Annotated in this window: 20 protein-coding genes; 8 read left to right on the forward strand and 12 right to left on the reverse strand. The window is 69.2% G+C overall.

All coding sequences use genetic code 11. The features are described 5' to 3' along the window. Positions 1–324: 324 nt before the first annotated feature. From QTI68_RS11100 to QTI68_RS11125, 6 genes are all read right to left on the reverse strand, one after another. Positions 325–1875 (reverse strand): long-chain-fatty-acid--CoA ligase, encoded by a 1551-nt coding sequence (locus QTI68_RS11100; RefSeq protein WP_286521594.1) that lies wholly within the window; start codon positions 1873–1875, stop codon positions 325–327. Between the two features lie 38 nt (positions 1876–1913). Continuing rightward, positions 1914–2516 (reverse strand): GNAT family N-acetyltransferase, encoded by a 603-nt coding sequence (locus tag QTI68_RS11105; RefSeq protein ID WP_286521595.1) that lies wholly within the window; start codon positions 2514–2516, stop codon positions 1914–1916. Continuing rightward, on the reverse strand, positions 2513–3595 hold the full coding sequence (locus tag QTI68_RS11110) for an alpha/beta fold hydrolase (RefSeq protein ID WP_286521596.1): 1083 nt from the start codon (positions 3593–3595) through the stop codon (positions 2513–2515). Before QTI68_RS11110 ends, QTI68_RS11105 begins: the two co-directional genes overlap by 4 nt. Then, positions 3592–3936, reverse strand: a complete 345-nt coding sequence (locus QTI68_RS11115) for a hypothetical protein (RefSeq protein WP_286521597.1) — start codon at positions 3934–3936, stop codon at positions 3592–3594. The genes QTI68_RS11110 and QTI68_RS11115 overlap by 4 nt, the downstream gene beginning before the upstream one ends. Then, positions 3933–5348 (reverse strand): alpha/beta hydrolase, encoded by a 1416-nt coding sequence (locus QTI68_RS11120; RefSeq protein WP_286521598.1) that lies wholly within the window; start codon positions 5346–5348, stop codon positions 3933–3935. The genes QTI68_RS11115 and QTI68_RS11120 overlap by 4 nt, the downstream gene beginning before the upstream one ends. 82 nt (positions 5349–5430) lie before the next feature. After that, positions 5431–7137, reverse strand: a complete 1707-nt coding sequence (locus QTI68_RS11125) for a hypothetical protein (protein WP_286521600.1) — start codon at positions 7135–7137, stop codon at positions 5431–5433. A gap of 264 nt (positions 7138–7401) precedes the next feature. On the opposite strand from QTI68_RS11125, the gene QTI68_RS11130 reads away from it, so the two are divergent. The 5 genes from QTI68_RS11130 to QTI68_RS11150 all read left to right on the forward strand — a co-directional run bounded on the left by QTI68_RS11130 (position 7402) and on the right by QTI68_RS11150 (position 14849). Beyond that, the gene (locus QTI68_RS11130) at positions 7402–9270 is read left to right on the forward strand and encodes an alkyl/aryl-sulfatase (protein WP_286521601.1); all 1869 of its coding nucleotides are present in this window, start codon (positions 7402–7404) and stop codon (positions 9268–9270) included. 39 nt (positions 9271–9309) lie between these two features. Continuing rightward, entirely contained in the window at positions 9310–10713 is a 1404-nt protein-coding gene (locus QTI68_RS11135; protein WP_286521603.1) for an aldehyde dehydrogenase family protein, read from the forward strand. 41 nt (positions 10714–10754) lie between these two features. Then, a complete protein-coding gene (locus tag QTI68_RS11140) occupies positions 10755–11864 on the forward strand; it encodes a zinc-binding dehydrogenase (protein WP_286521605.1) in 1110 nt (369 codons plus the stop codon). Between the two features lie 48 nt (positions 11865–11912). Further along, positions 11913–14195 (forward strand): toll/interleukin-1 receptor domain-containing protein, encoded by a 2283-nt coding sequence (locus QTI68_RS11145; RefSeq protein ID WP_286521606.1) that lies wholly within the window; start codon positions 11913–11915, stop codon positions 14193–14195. A 69-nt stretch (positions 14196–14264) separates the two neighbouring features. Continuing rightward, entirely contained in the window at positions 14265–14849 is a 585-nt protein-coding gene (locus tag QTI68_RS11150; RefSeq protein ID WP_286521607.1) for a hypothetical protein, read from the forward strand. Here the strand turns inward: QTI68_RS11150 and QTI68_RS11155 are convergent. Continuing rightward, positions 14846–16024 carry a DUF3095 family protein gene (locus QTI68_RS11155; RefSeq protein WP_286521608.1) on the reverse strand — a complete coding sequence of 393 codons (1179 nt, stop codon included), beginning with the start codon at positions 16022–16024 and terminating at the stop codon, positions 14846–14848. The genes QTI68_RS11150 and QTI68_RS11155 overlap by 4 nt on opposite strands. Positions 16025–16093: 69 nt before the next feature. Continuing rightward, the gene (locus tag QTI68_RS11160) at positions 16094–16795 is read right to left on the reverse strand and encodes a DUF899 family protein (protein WP_286521609.1); all 702 of its coding nucleotides are present in this window, start codon (positions 16793–16795) and stop codon (positions 16094–16096) included. A gap of 102 nt (positions 16796–16897) precedes the next feature. Here QTI68_RS11160 and QTI68_RS11165 point away from each other — a divergent pair, with 102 nt between their 5' ends. Both QTI68_RS11165 and QTI68_RS11170 read left to right on the forward strand, forming a co-directional pair. Further along, positions 16898–17668: a class II aldolase/adducin family protein gene (locus QTI68_RS11165; protein WP_286521610.1), complete on the forward strand. Its 771-nt coding sequence runs from the start codon at positions 16898–16900 to the stop codon at positions 17666–17668. 205 nt (positions 17669–17873) lie between these two features. Next, entirely contained in the window at positions 17874–18773 is a 900-nt protein-coding gene (locus QTI68_RS11170; protein WP_286521611.1) for an amino acid ABC transporter substrate-binding protein, read from the forward strand. A 17-nt stretch (positions 18774–18790) separates the two neighbouring features. On the opposite strand, the gene QTI68_RS11175 is transcribed toward QTI68_RS11170, so the two are convergent. Beyond that, entirely contained in the window at positions 18791–19690 is a 900-nt protein-coding gene (locus QTI68_RS11175) for a LysR family transcriptional regulator (protein ID WP_286522254.1), read from the reverse strand. A gap of 95 nt (positions 19691–19785) precedes the next feature. On the opposite strand from QTI68_RS11175, the gene QTI68_RS11180 reads away from it, so the two are divergent. After that, the gene (locus tag QTI68_RS11180; protein ID WP_286521612.1) at positions 19786–21084 is read left to right on the forward strand and encodes an aminotransferase class V-fold PLP-dependent enzyme; all 1299 of its coding nucleotides are present in this window, start codon (positions 19786–19788) and stop codon (positions 21082–21084) included. A gap of 1 nt (position 21085) precedes the next feature. On the opposite strand, the gene QTI68_RS11185 is transcribed toward QTI68_RS11180, so the two are convergent. From QTI68_RS11185 to QTI68_RS11195, 3 genes are all read right to left on the reverse strand, one after another. Continuing rightward, a complete protein-coding gene (locus QTI68_RS11185) occupies positions 21086–21787 on the reverse strand; it encodes an ABC transporter ATP-binding protein (protein ID WP_286521613.1) in 702 nt (233 codons plus the stop codon). 88 nt (positions 21788–21875) lie between these two features. After that, positions 21876–22622, reverse strand: a complete 747-nt coding sequence (locus tag QTI68_RS11190; RefSeq protein WP_286521614.1) for an ABC transporter ATP-binding protein — start codon at positions 22620–22622, stop codon at positions 21876–21878. Then, positions 22619–23590 (reverse strand): branched-chain amino acid ABC transporter permease, encoded by a 972-nt coding sequence (locus QTI68_RS11195; protein ID WP_286521615.1) that lies wholly within the window; start codon positions 23588–23590, stop codon positions 22619–22621. The genes QTI68_RS11190 and QTI68_RS11195 overlap by 4 nt, the downstream gene beginning before the upstream one ends. Between the last annotated feature and the right edge of the window lies 1 nt (position 23591).

Consider the following 23591-nt stretch of genomic DNA (forward strand, 5'->3'; position numbering starts at 1 on the left):
GAAACGGTGTGCGGTTTCCCCTCCGATCAAGCGCAACGTCACCTCGCGGCTGGGGGTCTGGGTCTGGGGCATGGGCGACTTCCGGGGCGGCGAGGAGCGCAGTCCGGGGGCGGGCGCGTGCGAAGCACGCGCATCGTTGACTGGCTTGCCGCAGCTGTCTGAGCGCAGTGCACCGAAGGGGCACGTAGCGAGTTCTGCGGCACCGCTCCCGGACGAGCACCGCAGCGGAGTCGGCGCGAAGCGCCGACCGCCCTGGTAGGAGCCCGTGCCCCAGACCCAGACCCCCAGCCGCGACGCGCACCCCCACCAAGCACATGCACAAGCTCAGGCGATATGCCGCTCCCGCCCTTCCCAATAAGGCTTGCGCAGTTCATTTTTGAGAATCTTCCCAGCGGCAGACAGCGGCATAGGCTCCTTGCGGAAGTTGTAAGAGCGCGGCCGCTTGTAATTGGCGATCAGTTCGGCGCAATGCGCATTGAGTGCCTCCTCGTCGACCTCGACACCGTCGCGCAGGCGCAATTCCGCGTGCACGGCCTCGCCCCACTGCGCGTGCGGGATGCCGATCACCGCGCACTCCAGCACCGCCGGATGGCGCGACAGGGCATTCTCGACCTCGGCGGAAAACACGTTCTCGCCCCCCGAGACGATCATGTCCTTCATGCGGTCGACGATGAAGATGAAGCCATCGTCGTCCATGCGGGCCGCGTCGCCGCTGCGCAGCCAGCCGTCGACGATGGCGGCGCGCGTCTGCTCCGGTTTGTTCCAGTAGCCCAGCATCACGGTCGGCCCGCGCGCCGCGATCTCGCCGACCGTGCCGCGCGGCACCTCGTTCATCTTCTCGTCGACGATGCGGATTTCCGTCGCCGGGCTGGAGCGCCCCGCTGCGCGCAGCAGGCGCGCGTTCGGCCCTTCGAGCGCATGGAATTCGGGGCGCAGCACGACCACGCCGCCGGCCATCTCGGTCTGGCCGTAGCCCTGGTAGAGCTGGACATGGGGCAGGCTCTTCATCAGGCGCTGCAGCAGCGCCTCGGAGATCGGCGCAGCGCCGTAGATCATCTTGCGCAGCGAACGCATGTCGGTCGGCACGGCCTGCAGGTAGCGGTCGACGAAGTCGATCATCGTCGGCACCATCAGGGTCATGTTCACCTTCTCGGTGGCGATCAGGTTGCAGACCAGCGCGGGGTCGAAGCGCGGTGCGATCACCTGCGTGGCACCGGCCGCCGTGTAGCTCAGCATCGAGCTCATCGCGGCCAGGTGGAACATCGGCGCCACGTGCAGGAACACCGTGTCCTGCTCGTAGGGGCATTCGAGCGCGAAGCTCATCGTGGCCATCGTCAGGTTGTCGTGCGACAGCATGACGCCCTTGGGGAAGCCGGTGGTGCCGCCGGTGTACATGATGCAGGCCATGTCCTGGCCCTGTCCCGCGCGGTCGGCCAGCGGCGCGTTGTCGGCGATCAGGGACTCGTACGAGGCGAGTCCTGCCTGCGCGTCGTCACCCATGTAGATGGTGCGTCCCGGCTCGACGCCGGGCAGCTTGCGTGCCATCTCGACAAAGTCCTGGTCGACCATGAAGAGGGCGGGCGCGCAGTCCTGCAGCGCGTAGGCATGCTCGGCCGGTGCCCAGCGCGTGTTGGCCGGCACCACGACGCCGCCAGCCCACAGCACCGCGAAGACGGTCTCGATGTAGCGGTCGCTGTTGCTGGCCAGGACCATCACGCGGTCGCCGGGCTCGACGCCCATGGCCCCGATGCCGCCTGCAAGGCGTGCGACGCGGTTGGCCGTCTCGGACCAGCTGCGGCGCCGTTCGCCGAACACCGTGGCGGTGCGGCGGGGGAAGATCTGCGCGGTGCGGCGCAGCGTTTGTGTGAGTTGCATGGTGTGTCTCCGTCTTTGTAAAAAATGAAATGGGGCGATCAGCCGCCCAGCGCGTCGGCCACGCCGTAGACCTCGAAGCGCGACTGCACTTCGGCGATGTGGTGACTGAGGATGGCCAGGTCGCAGGCCGTGCCGTCGCGGTCCTTCACGTGGTCGCGCAGCACCGCCTCGGCGCGGAAGCCGAGCTCTTCGAACACGGCGATGGCGGAGCGCTGGTCGACCGTCATCTGCACGTACAGCTTCTCCAGCCCCAGGCCGAGCGCGAGGGCGAAGCACTCCTGCGTCAGCAGGCGCCCGAGGCCGAGTCCGCGCCATGCGGGCGAGACCATCACGCGCAGCTCGGCCACGTGGCGCGACCAGGAGCGCGGATCGGTCACCACCGCGGTGCAGCCGACGATCTCGCCGTCGGCGCGGGCCGCGAGGCTGCTGATGTGCCCTTCGCCCAGCGCATCGAGCCACGCGGTGACAACCTTCGGATGGCTCACGTCGCGCCGCACGAAAAGCAGGTCGTGCGTGGGCAGCTTCTGCACGAAGCGGGCGATGTCGGCGCCGTCCGATGGCTGCAGCAACTCGACCTCGACAGTCGCGTTGCCGACCAGGTGTTTGCGCGGATAGGCGCGGGGAGTGTGGATGTCGTTCATTCGGATCTCTTTCCAAGCCATTGATCGAGTGCCGGCCACATGCGCTTGACCGCATTGGGGCCGGCCACCAGGCTGACGTGTCCGCCCGGCAGCATGAGTTCTTCCTTGTCGCGCGAGCCGGCCTGGGCCACCAGGGGGGCGGCGCATTCAGGGGGCACGAGGTGGTCGTATTGCGCGACCACATGCAGCAGCGGCACGGTGATGTCGTGGATGTCGACCACGCGCCCGCCGATGCGCAGGGTGTTGTCGTGCAGCCGGTTCTTCCAGACCAGCTCCTTGACCGTCTGGCGCAGGTACTCGCCCGCGAGCGGCAGCGTCTCGGCGCCGAAGCGGTCCATCTTGCGGTAGCCCTCGACGTACTGGTCGTTCCACATGTTGTCCCAGAGGCGGATCTGCGCGGCGATGCGGCTGGTGGGGCGATGCGCCTCGAAAGCGCCCATCACCACCCGCGACGGCACGTTGCCGAGCGTGTCCACCAGCCGGTCGACATCGAAGTGGCGCTTGTCGGCCATCGACTGGAAGACCGTCATCTTCGTCATGTCGATCGGCGTGGTGAAGCACACCAGGTTCTTCAGCGGGCCGTCGGGGTGCAGCGCGGCGTAGATGGTCGACAGCACGCCGCCCATGCAGTAGCCGACCAGCGTGACCTCCGGCTCGCCCGAGTGCGCCTGCACGCGGCGGATGCAGTCGGGGATGAAGTCGAGCGTGTAGTCCTCGATCTTCAGGCGCTTCTCGTCGGCGGTCGGCGCATGCCAGTCCATCACGTAGACGTCGTAGCCGCGCCGGAGCAGGAACTCGATCAGGCTCTGGCCGGGCGCCAGGTCGAAGATGTAGCTCTTGTTGGTGGTCGCCATCACCAGCAGCAGCGGCACGCGATACACCTCCGCGCTTTGCGGGTGGTAGTGGTACAGGCCCAGCGTGCCGCGGCGGTGCAGCAGGCTGCGCGGCGTGGTGCCCACGGCAGGGGCGGGCGAACCGAGGTATTCGAGGCCCTTGAAGCTGCGCTGGATGGCGCGGTCGACTTCGGTCCGAAGGCGTTGCGTGAGCGACGCGTCGTCCGCCTTGACGGCCGTGTTCATGGCTCGCCCTTCCGTTTCGGTGCCCGCCTGGTGCGGGCAGGGCGATGCACCGGCGCGGGCGGCGGCAGCAGCATGTCGAGCTTGTCCTCGATGCGGCGAAGGCCGGCGGCGATCTCCTGCACCTCGCTGCGGCTTGGCAAGCCCAGGCGCTCGTAGAGCCGGGCCGTGTTCTTGTCGAACAGGTGGTGCGTGCCGAGCGATGCGCGAAGCATGATCGCGAGCGCCTGCGAGAACTGCTCCGACTCCATGTTGCGCGTGCTGAGGCTGTTGACGCTGCCTTCGAGACGATCGATGGCGTCGCGCCACATCGCCAGGGGGTCGAGGATCTGCTTGGGGATCATGGGGTTCTTTCCTTGGGAGACCGCTTCCGTGGGGTGAGGCGATGCGAGGCGCTCGCCGCTGCGGATGGCGGAGAAGATGCATGGGGCTGCCGCGACGTCGCGCATGGCAGGCGGGTTGCGTGCGGCCAGGTCTGGCGCGCCTCGAGCGCATGGGATTGCGCCGCCGCGCTGCGGCGCAGGAAGTCGCCGGGCACGAGACGCGATTCGAGCAGCCGGCGCGCGGCCTGGTCGGTGGTCGGCGAGAGACGGCCGAACAAGGTCAGCCAGACACGCTCGGCTGTGGCCCAGCCGGTCAGCGAGGTCATCAGCAGTTCGGTGATGGGTCGCAGGGGCCAGGCCTTCGGCGCGGGGGCTGCGTCGGCGACCTCGATGGTGCGGTCCGGTGCGGCGTCGCCGCTGAAGGCCTTGTTCAATGCGCAGGCGATGCGATGCAGCGCGTCGCGTCCGGCGTCGATCAGCGCGTCGAAATTGAGAAAGCCGTGGACCTGCCCGGGATAGTGCAGCAGGTCCACCGGCACCTCGGCGGCGCGCAGGCGGGCGGCATAGTCGAGGCCGTCGTCGCGGATCGGATCGAAGCCGGCGCTGATGACCATCGCGGGCGCGAGGCCCCGCAGGTCAGGCTGGCGGCGCGGCGAGAGCCACGGGTCGTCCGCATCGGGAATCTCGCCGATGTGCGCCACGACCCCGCGCAACAGCCGCTGGCTGATCAGAAAGCCGCTCGCGTTCTCCTCGAGCGAGGGAAACTCCGCCACCAGGTCGGTGGCCGGATAGGCCAGCACCTGCAGGCTCAGGCGTGGGCCGTTGTGACGCACGGTGTGCTGCGCGACCGCCGCGCAGATGTTGCCGCCGGCCGAATCGCCGCCGATCGCGAGCCGGTCCGGATCGATGCCCAGACAGGCGCCGAACTGGGCCACCCAGTGGAGGGCTTCGAGGAAGTCCTCGCGGCCCGCCGTCAGGGGATGCTCGGGCGCGAGCCGGTAGCGCACCGCGATGACCACGCAATCCGTGGCCAGCGCGATGCTGCGGCAGATCGAATCGCCCGAGTCCAGGCCGCCGACGATGAAGCCGCCGCCGTGGCACCACAGGAAAGCGGGCCGCGGTTCTTTCGACGGGTGGGCGGAAAAGATCCGCAGCTCGATCGGGCCACCGGGCCCGGCGATCGTGCGATGCGTGACCGAAGCCACCCGGGGGCGGCGCCCGAGCGCCAGCGCCATGAGCCGCCACAGCTTGCGCTGCGTGGGCACGGACCGGTTCTCGATCCGTGCCGGCGCCAGGTTGAGCCAGCGCAGGAAGGCGCGGACATCACGGTCCGGGCATGGCGAGCGCAGGGTCAGCGGCATGCCGCGCGGGGCGAGGCGAGTCGATTCGTCGTTCATGGATGGGGAGGGCTTGGGGGAGGAAGAGGTCTTCATGCGCGCAGGATGCGCAGCGTTGCGCCGCCGCCGACCCCCCGGCGCGGGGGGCGGGCAAATCCGGCTGGACAGACTTCCCGTCTCAGGGCTCGATGCGCTTCATCTTCGAGGTGTCCATGCGCACCATGCCGAAGGCCATGCCGTAAAGCAGATGTCCTTCGGAATCGACCTTCACCGGCGCGTACATGCCGTTGAACATCGGGTTGGTGCCGGTACGGATGCTCATCACCGTCTTGCCGGTGTCCAGGTCCATGCCGATGTGGTGGCGGTCGCCCCAGTGGCCGGCGAAGTAGCCGTCGATGATGGCCATCCGGCTGCCGCCGCTGATCATCGGCACCACCGAGATCGACGAGACGTCGTTGCGCGCCCATTGCTGGGTCCAGGCGTGCCTGCGGTTGTCCCACTTGAAGCCGGCCGCGCCGACCGGGCCGGGGCGCGTGGCGCCGTTGACCAGGTTGACGTAGTAGCTGTCGTGGCTGAGCTGGGGCTCTTCCCTGGTCAGGATGTTGTTGACCACGAAAGCCTGGTCGCCGTAGATCGAAACCGATTGCTCCGACTGCACGATGTCCAGGCCCGGGCCCATGTCGACCTCGATCTGGTCGGCGATGCGCGGCGACTGCGTGCCGGGCTTCTGCTTCCAGCCGGCAGGCATGCCGTCGCGCCAGAACGACACCAGCCGCATCTTCTTCGCGCCGTCGGTGATGACCACCAGCTTGTCTTCGTCCGGGCCGAAGCCCATCAGCGTCGGCGTCGAGCCGGTGCCGTCGCCGATCTTCGGCGAGGGCATCTGGATGCCGCGGTCGTACTTCGCGGCCCAGGCGCCGCTGGCCTCGTCGTCGCGGATCTTGCCGTTGGCATCGACCACCAGGCGGTACATGGTCGTGTTGGAGGCGACGTACACCGCGCCGCCGTTGGCCTCCGGACCGGTGGCAAAGCTGTTCATGAACGACTCGTCCGCACCGGCGGTGGTGTAGGTGTCGATGATCTCGAGCGTCTCCCGGTTCAGCGTGATGACCTTGCCGCCCAGCGTGTTGATCACCAGGTAGCCGTTGAAGCTCATGCCCATGCCGAAGGACATGTCGCCCGGCAGGCGGGTCTTGGCGCGGGCGCGCTCGTTGTCGAACAGCGAGGCGGGCAGGGTGGTGAAGCGCGCCGGCTTCATGCCGGAGGCGGGGTTCTTCGGGTCCTGCTGGTCGATGCGGAACACCTGGCGGCCGTTGCAGCCGATGAAGGCATCGTCACGCGTCAGCACCGCGTACACCGCGCCATTGGCGACCTGGTCGGACGATGCCGTCGCCACGCGGTTGGGCTGCGACTTCACGTAATCGAGCAGGCCCTTCTCGTCCCTGGCTTCGATGAATTTCTGGATCGCGGCGGCCTGCGCGCGCCGCTCCTCGGCGCTCACGGGCGCGAAGTTCGGCAGCTTCACCGGAATGTCGCTGCGCGCGATTTCGACCAGCTTGCCGCCCGCGGCCTTCACCTTGCGCAGGCCGAAGCCCGACCACCACCACTGGATCTCCTGCCCGGCGACGGTGTCGCTCATCGAGGGCAGGCCGACCGATTCGTTCGGGATCAGCTGCACCGACTCGGGCGTGACCTCGAAGAAGCCGCGCGGCACAGCGATGTCGGTGCTGTCGGAGGCGGCGTCGTCCCAGTGCGTCTGGTTGTTGTACGACTGCGCGAGATAGGGGTTGTGGGCCTGGGCGAGCGGCGTGGCGGCATGGGCCGGCACGGCGGCGAGCAGGGCGACCGCGAGGGCGGCCGATGCGAGGCGGAAGGGCTTCTTCACGTGGAATCCTTGTTTCGTCGAAGGGTGGGCGAGGAGGGGGAACGCAACCCCGTCTCGATGCCGTTTGTCTCCAGCCGGGCGAAGTCTGCGCAGGGGTGAATGGTCGGGCGACGCGGCCCGGATGGCCCCACCCCGCACGGGTGGAAGGCCGGCCAGCGCCGGCGGGGTTTCCCCGCCCCCCCGATCCGGGTGGATGTCGCGCTGCGGGAGGCTGATTCACTCCATGCCATCCACGGCGGCTGCGCGCAGCGAAAGACCCCTCCCATGAACATCACCGATCCGCCGGCCCCGCTTCCGGATGCCGCAGAGAACTTCGAGAACGCCCACCGCGGCTTCATCGCCACCATTCCGGACGCGCACATCGTCGACGGCCGGGGCCGCGTGGTGTGGAGCCTGCGCGACTACCAGTTCCTCGAAGACGAAGAGCCGGCGCCGACGGTGCATCCGAACCTGTGGAAGCATGCGCGGCTCAACAACGTGCACGGCCTGTTCGAGGTGACCGAGCGCATCTACCAGGTGCGCGGCTTCGACGTTTCCAACGTCAGCTTCATCGAGGGCGACACCGGCGTGATCGTGATCGATCCGCTGACCGTGTCGGAGACGGCCGAGGCGGCGCTCGCGCTCTACCGCGCGCACCGCGGCGATCGGCCGGTGACCGGCCTCATCTACACGCACAGCCACGCCGACCACTTCGGCGGCGCGCGCGGCGTGCTCGACGAGGCCGACGCGATCGTGCGGCGCGTGCCGATCGTCGCGCCGCGCGGCTTCATGTGGCACACGGTCTCGGAAAACGTGCTGGCCGGCAATGCGATGGGCCGGCGCGCGATGTTCCAGTTCGGCGTGATGCTGCCGCGCAATGCCTGCGGCCAGGTCGACTGCGGCATGGGCAAGGCGGTGCCGATGGGCACGACGACGCTGATCCCGCCGACCCGCACCATCGAGCAGGAGACCGAGACGCACGTGATCGACGGCGTGGAGATCATCTTCCACCTGGCACTCGAGAGCGAGGCGCCCTCGGAGATGTTCATGCACTTCCCGGGACTGCGCGCGCTCAACACGGCCGAGATCGGCACGCAGGCGATGCACAACCTCTGCCCCCTGCGCGGCGCGCAGGTGCGCGATGCGCGGCTGTGGTCGCGCTACCTCGACCAGGCGCTCGACCGCTACGCACCGACCGCCGACGTGGTGTTCGCACAGCACAACTGGCCGACCTGGGGCAACCAGAAGATCCGCGCCTACCTGCGCCACCAGCGCGACCTCTACAAGCACCTGCACGACCAGAGCGTGCGGCTGATGAACCGCGGCCTCACCGGCATCGAGGTGGCCGAGGCGATGAAGCTGCCGGCCTCGCTCGCCGCGCCCTGGGCGAACCACGGCTTCTACGGGACCATCTCGCACAACGTGAAGTCGATCGTGCAGCACTACCTGGGCTGGTACGACGGCAACCCGGCGCACCTGCATGCGCTGCCGCCCGAACAGTCGGGGCCGCTCTATGTCGAGTACATGGGCGGCGCGAAAGCGCTGCTGGCGCGCGCGCGCAAGGACTTCGAGCGTGGGGAGTACCGCTGGGTGGCCGAGGTCACGAACCATCTGGTCTTCGCCGAGCCGCACAACGTCGAGGCGCGCGCGCTGTGCGCCGATGCGCTGGAGCAACTCGGCTTCGCGGCCGAGTCCGCCACCTGGCGCAATGCCTTCCTGCTGGGCGCGCAGGAGCTGCGCCACGGCGTGCCGAAGGTGCGGCGCCGCAACGTGAGCCGCGACCTGGTGTCGGTGCTGCCGATCGAACTGCTGCTCGACCACATGGCGGTGCGCCTGGATGCCGAACAGGCCGAAGGCGCGGAATTGACCATCGAATGGGCGAACCCCGAGACCGGCGAATGCTGGGCCATGCGGCTGGAGAACGCGACGTTGACCTATCTGCCCGGCACCGTGCAGGGCACGGCGACGGCGCGCGTGAGCCTGAAGCGTGCTGCGCTGGCCGCGCTGCAGTCCGACAGCGCCGGCTTGCCGGCCGCCTTCGAGCGGCTGGTGGCCGAAGGCCGGATCGAGGTCGATGGCGATGCCGCCAGCGTGCTGCGCCTGCTGCGCATGCTGGAAGAGTTCGATTCGATGTTCAACGTCGTCGAACCGTAAGGCGCCCAACGAGTTGCATCACAGAAAACCAAGGAAACCATGACATCGACTTTCAGGCCGCTTTCGAACGGCCAGCTCCTCGACCTGCCCGCGACCTTGCCGGTGCGCGACCCGGCGACAGAAGAGGTCATCGCCCAGGTGCCCGACTGCACCCGGGAACTGCTCGACACCACCGTGCAGGCCGCGCGCGCGGCCTTCGAGCCCTGGAGCCGCACGCCCATCGAGCTGCGGCGCGAACGGCTCGAAGCGCTGGGCGCGCGCATCAAGGAACACGCCGATGAACTCGCGCTGCTGCTGACGCGCGAGCAGGGCAGGCCGCTCGCGATGGCCAAGGCCGAGTTGCTGGGCTGCGTGCACTGGCTGCGCAGCGTCGCGAAGATGTCGCTGCCCGTCGCCGAGCGCACCGATCAGGCCGGGGTCAACTGGTCGACCCGCCGGGTGCCGCTCGGCGTGGTCGCAGCCATCGCGCCGTGGAACTTCCCGCTCACGCTCGCGGTGTGGAAGCTCGCGCCGGCGCTGCTGGCGGGCAACACGGTGATCCTCAAGCCGTCGCCCTTCACGCCGCTCGCGACGCTGCGGGTGGGCGAGCTCGCGGCCGATCTGTTTCCGGCCGGCGTGCTCAACGTGCTCTGCGGCGGCGACGCGCTCGGGCCCTGGATGACCGCGCACCCCGGCATCGCGAAGGTGGCCTTCACCGGCTCGACCGCCACCGGCCGGCGCGTGATGGCCTCTGCCGCGCCGACGCTCAAGCACCTCACGCTGGAGCTCGGCGGCAACGACGCCGCGATCGTGATGCCCGATGTCGACGTGCCGAAGGTGGCGCGCAAGCTCTTCATGGGCGCCTTCCTCAACTCGGGGCAGGTCTGCATCGCGGCCAAGCGGATCTATGTGCACGATGCCATCTACGACGCCTTCTCGCAGGCCTTCGCCGCAGCGGCCAGGGCGGCGCCGATGGGTCCCGGAACGCAGGAGGGCGTGATGCTCGGGCCGGTGCAGAACCGCCCGCAGTACGAGCGGGTGAAGGAACTGATCGCCGCCACGCACGCGGCCGGCCACCGCTTCCTCGCCGGTGGCGAGGTGCCGGACGGGCCGGGCTACTTCATCCCGCCGGCCGTGGTGGACAACCCACCGGACGATGCGCGCGTCGTCGTCGAGGAGCCCTTCGGCCCCATCGTCCCGCTGCTGCGCTTTTCAGATGTCGACGAGGTGGTGCGCCGAGCGAACGACTCCGAGTTCGGCCTCGGCGGCTCGGTCTGGTCGAACGACCTGGCGCAGGCGCGGGCCATCGGTGCGCGCCTGGAGGTCGGCACGGTGTGGATCAACAGCGTGCACCTGCTGGACCCGCAATCGCCTTTCGCGGGCCGCAAGCAGTCGGGCGTCGGTGTCGAGAACGGCATCGAGGGCTTGCTCGAATTCACGACTCCTCAGACCATGGTCGGCTGAAGCCGGCCCCCTCCATGTTCCAGAACCACGAGATTCAAACCATGCAAATGCGCTCCAAAGCCGTCGTCTTCCGCGCCGACGGCGTGACGGTCCATGTCGAGGACATCCTGGTCGATCCGCCCGGTCCGCGCGAAGTGATGATCAAGGTCGGCGCCTGCGGTGTCTGCCACAGCGACCTGTCGGTGACCAACGGCACGCTGCCGCTGCCCGCACCGGTGATCCTCGGCCACGAGGGCGCGGGGGTCGTGTTCCAGGCGGGCGAGGGCGTGACCGACCTGAAGGTCGGCGACCATGTCATCAGCAGCTTCGTCAACACCTGCGGCCGCTGCCGCTACTGCACCAGCGGCAAGCCCAACCTCTGCGACATGGGCAACACCACGCCCTACACGCTGCCGGGCGGCCAGCCGCGCACCCGCGATGCCAACGGTCAGCCGCTCAACGTGATGGGCGGCTGCGGCGTGATGGCCGAATACGCGACCCTGCACGAGAACAACGTGGTCAAGGTCACGGCCGACGTGCCGCTCGACCGCTGCGCGCTGGTCGGCTGCGGCGTCATGACGGGCTGGGGCGCGGCCTGCAACACGGCCAAGGTGGAGCCGGGCTCGATCTGCGTCGTGTTCGGCGCCGGCGGCGTCGGCCTGAGCACGCTGCAGGGCTGCCAGATCGCCGGCGCGACCATGATCGTCGCGGTCGACATGCTGGCCAGCAAGCTGGAGCTGGCCAAGGTCTTCGGTGCCACCCACGTGATCGACGCCTCGAAGTCGGAGAACGTCGTCAAGGAACTTCGCAAGCTGACCGGCGGCGGCGCGGACTACGCCTTCGAATGCGTCGGCCACGGCGAGATCGTCGCCCAGGCCTATGGCTGCCTGCGCAAGGGCGGCATGGCGATCGTGGTGGGCCTGGCCGGGCCGACCAATACGACCACGCTCAAGACCGCCAGCTTCGCGCTGGAAGAGAAGGGCATCAAGGGCAGCTACTACGGCTCGACCCGGCCGCGGCACGACTTCCCGCGCCTGCTGGCGCTCTACCAGGCGGGCAAGCTGAAGCTCGACGAGTTGATCACGCACCGCTATCGCATCGACGAAGCGCCGCAGGCCTTCGAGGACCTGGCGCAAGGACGCAATGCGCGAGGGGTGATCGTTTTCGAGTGAGGCCGGGCGACGCGTGCGCCAGCCGGCGCCATCCGCCAGAATGGCGCCGTGAAGGACACGCCGGCCCCATCGCCTTCCCCGCAAGCCCCGAAGGCCTCGTTCGCCTCGCGTCTTTTCGGCTACGACGTGTTCGTCTCCTTCGCTCTCGGCGGACCGCCGCGCGGCACGCAGAGCTACGCATCGGACCTTGCCCGGAGGCTGCGCGAGCGGGACCTGAGCGTGTTCTTCAGCGAAGACGAGGCGCCGCCCGGCGAACCGCTGTCCGACACCCTGAGGCGGGCGCTGCTGCGCTCGAAGCTGCTGGTGGTGGTCGTCAACCGCGGCACGCTGGAGCGGCCGAACTGGGTGCGTACCGAGGTCGAGACCTTCCGGGCGCAGCGGCCGGGCCGGCCGGTGATCCCGGTCTGCCTCGACGGCAGCTTCCGCGACCCTGCGCTGTCCGATGCCGTGCAGCCATGGCTGCAGCACGCCGGGAGCATCTGGCTCGATGAACAGTCCGATTCAGCGACCCGGGGCCTTGCGACCGACCCGCTCGTGGCCCGGCTGCTCACGGCGCCACGCAGGCTGACGGCGAACCGGCTGTGGCGTGCCCTCGTGGGCGCGGTGGGGCTGGGGCTGGCCGTGCTGGCGGCCCTGGCGGCCTGGCAGGCGCTGGTCGCCGTGCGCGAGCGCGACCGGGCCAACGCACTGCGCGACCAGGCGCTCTCGCGTCAACTCGCGGCCCAGTCGACGGCGTCGCTGGTGCGCGATCCGGTGCGCGCGCTGCTGCTGGCGGTGCAGTCGCAGGCGATCACGCGCACGCCCGCATCGGACGCCGCCCTGCTGGGGGCGATGTCGTCGTTGCCCGTCACGCGCCTGCAGCAGCACCCGGCGGCCTTCGCCGCCCTGGCAGTGAGCCCCCAGGGCGATGCGCTGGCGCTGGCCGACGCGCATGGCGCGGTGCTGCGGGGCGCGCTGGACCGGCCCACGGTCGAGACCGTCGTGGCGCCGAAGGTCGGCATCAACCTCTACGGTGCCGTCACGGCCATCGCCTTCGCGCCCGATGGCCGGAGCTGGGCGCATGCCGGGTCCAGCCGCGAGATCAGCGTGCACACGGGCACGGGCAGCAGCACCATGCCGGATGGCGACAAGATCGGCGAGGCTACACCGAGCTTCGTCTTCGGCCTGGCGTTCAGTCCGGACGGCACGACGCTGGCCGCCGTGTCCAGCGGCAGGTCGCTGCGGCTGCACGACCTCGCCAGCCGCACCGCCCGGCTGCTGCTGAACCCGGCGGTCGACCTCGCGGCCGTGGCGTTCAGCCCCGATGGCCGCTGGGTCGTCGCGGGCGGCGACCAGGGCTTCATGCAGGCTGCCGCCGTCGCGCCCGGCGCCGCCGTTCCCAGGTTTGCGACTTCGGCCATCGGCACGGTGGCGGCGCTGGCGTTCGACGCCTCCGGCCGCTGGTTGTTCGCCGCCTCGCGCGGCGGACGCATCGAGGTCTTCGATGCCCGGAGCGGCGAGCGCGTCGCGACGCAGGACGTGCCGGGGCAAGGCGCGCTGGAGCGGATGGCGGTGTCCCCGGACGGCCGCTTCGTCGCGACCGGCCACGGCAACGGCGCGGTGATGCGCTGGTCATGGGCCGCCGACGCGCAGCCATGGCCGGGGCAGGTGCTGCTGCGCCATGCGGGCGCCGTGCGCGGCCTGGCGTTCGCGGCCGACGGACGCACGCTGGTGTCGGCCGGCCAGGACGGCAGGCTGTTCGTGACGCTGCCGGTCGACCGCGGCCGCTGGCAGCCATGGACCGGGCCGGAGCCCGCGCCGCCGCGGTCCGAGGCCCGTGGCGTGCGCAGCCCCGACGGACGCTGGATCGCCTGGCCAGGCACCACTGCGCCGGCGCCGTCGCCCTTCAATGTCGACACCAGCGGCCTCTCCAGCGTCGAGGTGCCGCGATTGACCCTGGTCCGCACCAGCGATCGCCAGCCGGTCGTGGACGGCGCGGAGCTGCCGGGCGAGATGGGCGAATCGATCGCCGGCAACCCCGTGTTCGCGACCGACAGCACGCGGGTCGCGGTGCAGGTCGGCGGCCGGCTGCTGTTCTGGGACCTGCCCGCCGCCGCGCCGTTGGATACCGCGGTCGCACTGCCGCCGGGCGCCGGGCTGCTCGGCGCAGCACCGGATGGCGCGGGCTGGATCGCCGGCACCGGTTCGCAGGCGGAGCAACGCTTCTTGTTCGAGGCCGACGTCGGCCGATGGGCGCAAGTGGCTTGCCGACTCGCCGGACGCAGGTTGACGGTCGAGGAGTGGCGACGCTACGTCGGCGCCGAGCGGCCGTACGCGCCCCCGTGCGGCTGAACCGCGGCGAGTGACAGCCGCCCCTTCGCGTCTCAGAATTCGATGCCTGTCGGCCTTTCAGGAGGATCCATGAGCGACGAAGAGAAGCCCAGGCGCTGGTGGCAGACCCTGCCCGGTGTCATCACGAGCCTGACCGCGGCCGTGACCGCAGTGGCCGGGCTGATCGTCGCGGTCAGGCAGGCGGGCTGGATCGGGCCCCCGAGTCCGCCAGCCGCCACCCAGCCTTCGGCGCAGCTGCCAGCACCCCCGCCCGTGCCGAGCGCGCCGCCGACCTCCGGCGCGGCCGCCCGCGCCGTCGAGCTCCCCGCCCTGCGCGACTACACGCTCGGCCCGGGCTCGGGCAACGTGACCTTCACGCTGCTGCAGGCCGAGCTGTCGCCCCAGACCGCCGAGCAGGAGGCGCTGACCATCCGGCTGCGCCTGACGAACCACGGCAACTACGACACGAACTTCTGGGACCGCTCGTTCCGATGGATCGTCGGCGGCGTGCCCATGGCGCCCGATGGCGGCCTGAACGAACTGGTGCCCGCGCGGTCGGCCAAGGAGGGCCGCGTGAATTTCGTGATTCCGCGTGGGAGCCCCGACGGCAAGCTCGAGATCAGCTATGGCGACGACCGCACCGAGATCCCGCTGGCGCTGGGCGCGGCGCGCTAGGGCTGCACACCCTTGAGGCTCCTGGACGCGCTCGTATAGCCGCCGCCGCCGCCGTCGACGAAGTGCACGTGAAGGCTGTCGGCCGGCGAGGTCACAAGGCAGGTCATGAGCGCGGTGTCCGACAGATGAATGCCGTAGCGAATGCCGTCCGACAGTGCTTTCTCGGCCATGTACTTCCTGATCGGGTCGACCGCCGCCAGGGGACAGTCGATGACGAAGCACAGCGTTTCGTCGTGCCTGCAGAAGTCGGTATTGGTGACGATCTCGCGCCGATAGCGCTCAGGATCGAAGCCGCCGATGGGCTTGCCGCGCGCCAGGACGATCCGCGCCAGCAGGGTCTCTGCCAGCACGCGCGCGGTCCAGGCCAGCAGCGACCCTTTGCGTCGCCGCGCGCGCGCCTCGAGCATGAAGCCCTTCGGCGGCCAGCGCGCCCGCAGGGTGTTCAGGCTGACCGGGCGCGCCTGGTCGTCCGGGCCGGCGAGTCGGAGGATGTCGGCATAGACCTCGCGCAGCCCGGCCCGGCCGCGCACGATCATGGTCAGCATCGTGCCGCGGGTCGAATGCAGCGTGTCCCACCGGCACGACAGGCCCTCCAGGTTGACCGGCTCGCCGTCGTCCAGCGATTCGGGGATGGCGGCGAGGCGGCCCAGCTCGGCATTGCCGTGCCCTCTGACCGCGGCCTCGAGAACACCGACACCGCCGCCGAGGAAAACACCGAAGCTGTTGCCCGGCGTCGGCTCGAACCGGCCCACCAGCACGTCGCAGCCGAAGCGGCGCAGGGTGTCGACCGGGACCAGGCCCGCGCGCAGCGTGAGGCCGAAATCGCGCGCCGCCTGCCCACGGGCCCGCGCGAGCTCGATGCGGGCCCGCTCGATGCATGCCGGCGGCACCAGCACGACCGCCCCGTCGCCGCCGAACAGGAAGGGGATGCGGACGGGCGCGCAAAGATTGCGCAGGCCCGCGATGCCCATGGCCGCCACGAAATTGACCGTCTTGTGGAGCCCTCTGGCGATCGCACCCGTCGAGTCGACGATGTCGGTCACCGCCAGCGCCCAGTCGCCCGGGGCCGGCCGCCAGCCGTCCGGCTCGAAGGTGTCGCGTTCGGTGGCGAGCAGCGGCAGCTCCGCGAAGAAGCCGGCGGCAGGGGGCGATGGTTCGGCTGCGTCGGAGGGCATGGACAGGGCGCCGCCCTTCAGCCCGGTCCGGCTGCGAAGAGATGTTGCAAGGCTTGCATCGATGCCCCGTCAGTAGTTGAGCTTCGGATACCAATCGGTGCCGCGCCCGCCCGGCGTCAGGTCCAGCACCGACCAGAGCGAGGCGATGTCGGGCGCGTCGCGCGGATCCTGGCCCGGGTCGGCCATCTCGCGCGTCATCTCGCTGGCCCAGAACAGCCGCACCCGGTCGCCATCGCGCCGGAACACGATCAGCGCCGGATATTCGCTGCCGTCCGGCAACAGCACCCCGATGTCCCTGGCGTAGTCGTCGCCGACGGTCTGGACGAAGTTCAGGTCGCGCCAGCCGCGCTCCTGCGCGAAGGCGAACTGCCGCTCGACCGATGAGCGCCCCAGGATCTTGAGCGCCACCCGCTGCTTGATGTCGGCCGCATTGCCGTTCACCGCGCCGAGCCAGTTGGTGCACATCGGACACGGCCGTTCGCGCTGCGGCCCGTACATCCAGAAATAGGTGACCAGCGTGTCCTTGTCGCCGAAGAGGTCGATCAGGCCGACCTCGAAGGCCTGCTCGTCCTTGAAGCGGTAGTCCTTCTCGATCACCGGCCCAGGCGGCAGCGCGCGGCGCTGCTCGGTCAGTCGCGTCATGTGGCGACGGAACTCGATCTCCTGCGCCAGCAGCGCCTGGCGGGCCGTCTCGTAGTCGGCCGACGCGCCGGGGAAGGGCGTCTTTGCCTGCTTGGCGAGTTCTGCGGCCGGGGTCAGTGGGACTGTCATGGCAGGGCTCCTCGGTGGTGCGCGCAGCGGATTGTGCATCGCTTGGCCCGGCGCTGGCTTGGGAGTAAGGTCCTCGCCTCGGCCATCCCAAGGAGCGCCACCGTGCAGATCGGCGTACAGAACTTCGCGACCCGTGCCCCGCCGCGTTTCGAATCCAGGGAGGCCGAGCGCGCGCATGCGCTGCAGCGCCTCGCGGCCACCTGCCGCATCTTCGGCCGGCGCGGCTTCTCCGACGGGCTGCTGGGCCACGTCACCTTGCGCGACCCCGAGCTCCCCGACCATTTCTGGGTCAACCCGGTGGGGATCGCCATGCACCAGATCAAGGTCTCGCACCTGGTCCAGGTCGATCCGCAGGGCCTGGTGGTGCGCGGCAGCGGCATGGTCAACCCGGTCGGCCTGCTGCTGCACACCGCGGTGCACCGGGCGCGCCCCGAGGTCAACGCGGTCTGCCACGCCCATGCGCTGCATGCGTCGACCTGGTCGTCCTTCGAGCGCCGGCTGGACCCCATCACCCAGGACGCCTGCATCTTCTTCGAGAACCAGGCGCTCATCCTGGCGCCGCGCGTCGTGCGGGACGCCGAGACGGCGCGCCGCTTCGCCGACGGATTCGGCCAGCACCGCATGGCCATCCATGGCGGCCACGGCATCTTCACGACCGGCCAGACCATCGACGAAGCCGCCTGGTGGTTCGTGCTCATGAACCGATGCTGCGAAGCCCAGTTGCTGGCCGAGGCCGCGGGCACGCCGACGCAGTGGGCGCCCGAGGACGCCCGCTGGCTGGCGTCGGTGCTCGGGTCGCCGACCTTCGGCTGGCTGTCGTTCCAGACGCTCTGGGACGAGATCATCCGCAGCGACCCCGATCTCGTGGATTGACGGCCGGAGCGGCTCGCGCTACTTGCCGGGCGGCGGCTTTCGAGCTCGGCACCGAACAAATCACTTTTTCGACTGCATCGTCGTGAAATTAAATCGCTTTTTGACGCGCTGACATCCTTTCAGAATCGACTTTCCAAGCGTGATGCGGGCTTCGCCGTCGCCTCGACGGCCCCCCGCCGCGAGCCCACCTCTGAAAGGCCTTGAAATGAGATTCCTTCGTTCTTCGTCGCTCGGCCTTGCCGCCCTGCTCCTGTGCGCCGGCGGCACCGCGTTCGCCCAGTCCGACACGCTGGCCAAGATCAAGGCCAGTGGTGCCATCACCATCGGCAGCCGCGACAGCCAGATCCCCTTTTCCTACAAGCCGGGCGGCAGCGCCGACCCGGTCGGCTTCACCAACGACGTCTGCCTGAAGATCGTCGATGCCGTCAAGGCCAGGCTCGGCATGCCCAATCTGGAGGTGCGCTATACGACGCTGACCTCGACCAACCGGATCCCGCTCCTGACCAACGGCACCGTCGACCTCGACTGCGCGACCACGACCAACACGGTCCAGCGCCAGCAGCAGGTGGACTTCGCGCCGAGCCATTTCGTCACCAGCATCACCGCGGCAGTGAAGAAGAACTCGGCCATCCACTCGTTCGCCGACCTCAACGGCAAGAAGATCTCGACCGTCGCCGGCAGCACCGGCGTGCAATTGCTGCGCGGTTATCGCAAGAGCGGGAACATCGAGGTTGAGGAACTGGCGGCCAAGGACACGGCGGACGGCTTCCTGCTGCTGGCTTCCGACCGCACAGCGGCCTACATCCTGGACGACGTGCAACTGGCTGGCCTGATCGCCACGTCCCCCAACCCCGGCGATTTCAGGATCCTGACGCAGGAGTCGCTGCGCCAGGAACCCTACGGGATCATGTACCGCAAGGACGACCCGCAATTCAAGGAGATCGTCGACCGCACCGTGACCGAGCTGATGAAGTCGGGCGCCATCGACGAGATCTACACGAAGTGGTTCATGAAGCCGATCCCGCCGGCCAATGCAAACCTCAATTTCCCGATGACCGATGCCGTCAAGGACGCCTACCGGCATCCGAACAACAAGGGTGTCTGAGCCAGGGCATGTTCACCCTAGCTGGCCTGGAACATCCGCGTGAAGTCGCAGCACTCCTGCGCCAGCATGATGATGGAGGCCAGGAGCGAACTCCGATGCTCGCCCTTGTACATCGCGACGTAGGCCACCGGGGGCAGGGCGGGCAGCACGTCGAGCTGCACCAGCAGGCCGTCGTCGAGCATCTGCGCGACCGCGTCCTTCGGCAGGTAGCTCACGCCCAGGCCCGAGATGGTCAGGCCGATCAGCGCGACCAGGTTGTGGATCACGATCGGCCTGGCCGGCTGCACGCCGAGGTCCTTCATCCAGCTGTCGTAGAGCAGCCCGGTGCCCGAGCGCGAGCCCTGCAGCAGCATCTGGTGGCCCGCGAGTTCGTGCAGCCGGATCGGCTTGCCGGCCGGCACCACGCCCGGCTTGCACATCCAGGCGCTCTCGACGCTGCCCACTGCCTTGGCCGGGATGCGGGTGTCGGAAAAGGCGTCGGGCACGATGATCAGGTCGAGTTCGTCGGCCAGCACCTTCTCGCGCAGGTTGACGCTGCTGTCGACGTCGGGCTCGAGCGTGACCTTCGGATAGTGCACCTGGATCAGCTCGACCCAGCGCGGCAGCCAGGTCATGGCGGTGAGCTCGGTGACGCCGATGCGCACGCGCCGCTCGATCACGTCGACCCGGCCGAACTGCTCGACCGCGGCATCGCGCTGCTCGAGCAGCTTCCTGGCCAGCACGAACATCTCCTCGCCCTTGTCCGTCAGTCGCGCCGAGCGCTGGCTGCGGTCGAAGAGTGCGGTGTCGAAGGCCGTCTCGAGCTCGTGCACGCGCTTGGAGATGGCCGACTGCGAGGTATGCAGCTTGTTGGCCGCGAGCGCGAAGCTGCCGAGTTCACCGATCCAGTAGAGCGCCTCGAGCTGCTTGAAGGTCATCATGAAGGGCTGGCTCCTGGCGTGGTGATCGATCGCTTTTGCTCCCCGAATCGTAGCGAATCACATCGCTTCCAGAAATGAAGGAAAAACCAGCCATGACCGCTCACTCGCAAGGCGAGCTTTTCTCCGACACATTGATCGCGCAGATCAAGAGCCGGTTCCACTACGTCGACCACGACATGTCGGGCCGCGAGCGCCTGTTCTTCGACAACGCGGGCGGCTCCTTCCGCCTCAAGGCGGCGGTCGAACAGTTCGCCCTGATCGACGCGCTGCCCGACTGCCCCGAGCGCATCCACGAGCTTGCAGTCTTCTTGCAGCAGGTCCAGGCCAAGGGGAGCGACGACCTCCGCACGATCCTCAACGCCAGGGGCGGAAGCGTGTACGCGTCGCTGACGGCGTCGGGCGCGATGTTCGACATGGTCCGCGCCATCGCCGAGAACGTGCCCGGCACGAACATGGTGACCACCGTGCTCGAACATCCGTCCTCCTTCGACGCCATGTCGCTCTACGCCGGGCGCACCGGCAAGCAACTGCGCGTCGCGCCTTCGAACCCCGTGACGGGCGGCGTGGACATCGACGCCATCGTTCGACTGGTCGACCAGGAAACATCCTTGCTCAGCGTGATCTACGCGTCCAACATCTCCGGCGCCAAGCTGGATGTGAGCGAGATCGTCAAGCGCGCGCGGGCGATCAAGCCCGATCTCTACATCGTCGTGGACGCCGTGCAGCACGCGCCGCACGGGCTGATCGACCTGCAGCAGACGCCGGTGGACGGCATCAACATCGCGCCCTATAAGTTCTTCGGCTGCCGGGGCTCCGGCATGTCGTGGGTGTCGGAGCGCGCCGCCGTGCTGCCGCACCACAAGCTCGCGGGCAAGAAGAAGGATTTCTGGGACCTGGGCAGCGCCGCGCCGTGGCAGTTCGCGGTCGTGAGCGCGATCGTCGACTACGTGTGCTGGCTGGGCGGCCAGTTCGTGGACAGCGACGACCGGCGAGCCCGGTTCGCCTCGGGCATCGAGAAGATCGAGCTGCACGAACGCGCCTTGCTGGCGCGCCTGCTCGACGGCACGGCGCAGACGCCGGGCCTGCGCGCGATGGACGGCGTCCAGGTGTTCCTCGACTTCGAAGACCTGACCAAGCGAGATCTGATCCTCGCGATCGGCATCGACAATCTCGAGCATGCCCAGGCGGTGCGCGAGTACGAGAAGCGTGGCGTCATCGTCTACGAGCGGGTCGCCTCCAGCCTGTACTCGAAGCGCATGCTCGATTCGTTCGGCCTCGAAGGCGCGGTGCGGGTGTCGCCGCTGCATTGCAATTCGGCGGCAGACATCGACCGCTTCCTGCGCATCACGGGCGAGATCTGCGCGGCCTTCGCGGCGGCGCCGGCGCCCTAGCTCAGACCCCCAGCAGCTCTTCCAGCACGGCCGGCTCGGCAAGCAGCTCGGCCGAGGCGCCATGCCGCACGATGCGGCCTTTTTCCATCACCACCGCGAGGTCGGTGTGGCCGAGCACGCGGCGCCAGTCGCGGTCGACGATCAGGGTCGCGATGCCGGTCGAGCGGATGCCGGCGATCACGCGCCAGATCTCGGCCACGATCAGCGGCGCCAGGCCTTCGGTGGCCTCGTCGAGGATCATGAGCCGCGGGTTGGTCATCAGCGCGCGGCCGATCGACAGCATCTGCTGTTCGCCGCCCGACAGCTGCTGGCCACCGTGCGAGAGCCGCTCGGTGAGCCGCGGAAAGGTCGCCATCACGCGCTCGAAGGTCCACTCGCGCTTGCCATCGATGCCGGGGCGCGCGCTCATGACGAGGTTCTCGCGCACCGACAGGTTGGGGAAGATGCCGCGCCCTTCGGGCACGTAGCCGATGCCGCGCCGCGCCATCTTCTCGGGCGTCCAGCCGGTCACGTCCTGGTCATCGAGCCGGACGCGCCCCGAGGCCGGCCGCACGTAGCCCATCAGCGAGCGGATCAGCGTGGTCTTGCCCATGCCGTTGCGCCCGAGCAGGCCGACCGAGGTGGCGGCCGGCATCGCGACGTCGACGCCGCGCAGGATGTGGCTGTCGCCGTAGTAGGTGTTGAGGGCTTCGATCTGGAGCATGTCAACGCCCGTCCGGCCGCCCGAAGGGCGTTGAGCGCCCCCTCGGGGGGCAGCGATACACGAAGTGATGAGCGTGGGGGCAGTTCATTCAGTGGTCCTCGCCGAGGTAGGCGGTGCGCACCTCGGGATTGGTCCGGATCGCATCCGGGTCGCCGGTCGCGATCACCGTGCCGTTGACCATCACCGTGATGCGGTCGGCGATGCGGAACACCGCGTCCATGTCGTGCTCCACCAGCAGGATCGCGTGCGAGTCCTTCAGGCGCGTGAGCAGCGCCAGCATGCGCTCGGTTTCCTCGGCGCCCATGCCGGCCAGTGGCTCGTCGAGCAGCAGCACGCGCGGCCGGGTCGCCAGGCACATCGCGACCTCGAGCTGGCGCTTGGCGCCATGGCTCAGCGTGCCGGCGATGCGCTCGGCCACGCTGTCGAGGCCGGCCGCGGCCAGCGCCTCGCGGGCCGACGCATTGCTTTCGGCGCAATGGCTGGACGATTGCCAGATGGCCCACGGCCGCGGGTTCGCGGCCTGCGCCGCGAGCCGGCAGTTCTCCAGCACCGTGAACTCGGGGAAGATCGTGGTCCGCTGGTAGCTGCGGCCGACGCCGGCCAGCGCGCGGCGGAACTGCGCCCGGGTCGTGATGTCCTCGCCGTCGAGCGAGATGCGGCCGTCCGACGCATCGATTTCGCCCGACAGCATGTTGATCAAGGTCGACTTGCCGGCGCCGTTGGTGCCGATCACCGCGTGCACCTCGCCGCGCCGCAGGTCCAGGTTCACCGCATTGACCGCGACCAGTCCGCCGAAGCGGCGGGTCAGCGATTCGACCGCAAGCAGGGTGGTCATGCGGCAGCTCCCTTCGCCGGTTTGGCCGCAGCGGGCGACAGGCGCGCCGCGATGCCGATGATCCCCTTGGGCAGCAGCGCCACGAAGGCGATGATCGCCAGCCCCAGCGTGAGCTGCCAGTGGTCGGCCAGCGGCCCGACCAGCGCATGGGTGGATAGCAGCTCCTTCAGCAAGGTGAAGGCGACCGCGCCGATCACCGCGCCGCGCAGGTGGCCGAGGCCGCCCAGGATGATCATCAGCAGCACCTCGCCCGAGTTGTGCCAGGCCAGCAGTTCGGGGTTGACGACGCCGTCGCGCGAAGCCAGCAGGAAGCCCGCGAGCCCGGCCAGCGCGCCGGCGATCACGAAGGCCGCCAGCTTGTAGCCGTAGACCGCGAAGCCGGCCGCACGCATGCGCTGCTCGTTGACCCGGATGCCGGCCAGCGCGGCGCCGAAGCGCGAGCGCCGGATCAGCGCCAGCAGGCCGTAGGTCAGCACCAGCGCGGCCAGCACGACATAGAACTGCGTGTAGCGGTTCTCCATGTCGAGGGCGCCGAGGGTCGGGCGGATGTACATGTAGATGCCGTCGCTGCCGCCGCCGAGTGCGGTGTCGTGGAAGACGAAGAAGGCCATCTGCGCGAACGCCAGCGTGACCATGATGAAGTAGACGCCGCGGGTGCGCAGGCTCAGCGCCCCGACCGCCAGCGCATAGGCCGCGGCCGAGCCCATGGCCAGCGGCAGCAGCAGTGCGATCGAGCCGCCGTCCTTGCCCGAGCCGAGCACGGTCGCGTAGGCGCCGATGCCGTAGAAGGCCGCGTGGCCCAGGCTCACGAGGCCGGTCATGCCGACCAGCAGCTCGAGGCTCAGCGCGAAGATCGACAGGATCATCACCTTGACCACGAGGTCGGACAGGTAGGGGCTCAGCATCGGGCCGAACACGGCCAGGACGATGGCGCAAAGCAGGGGGATGGAATGGGAGAGGCGTTGCATG

Origin of the sequence: Variovorax sp. J31P207, assembly GCF_030316965.1 — a bacterium.
In the GTDB taxonomy this organism is placed as follows: domain Bacteria; phylum Pseudomonadota; class Gammaproteobacteria; order Burkholderiales; family Burkholderiaceae_C; genus Variovorax; species Variovorax ginsengisoli_B.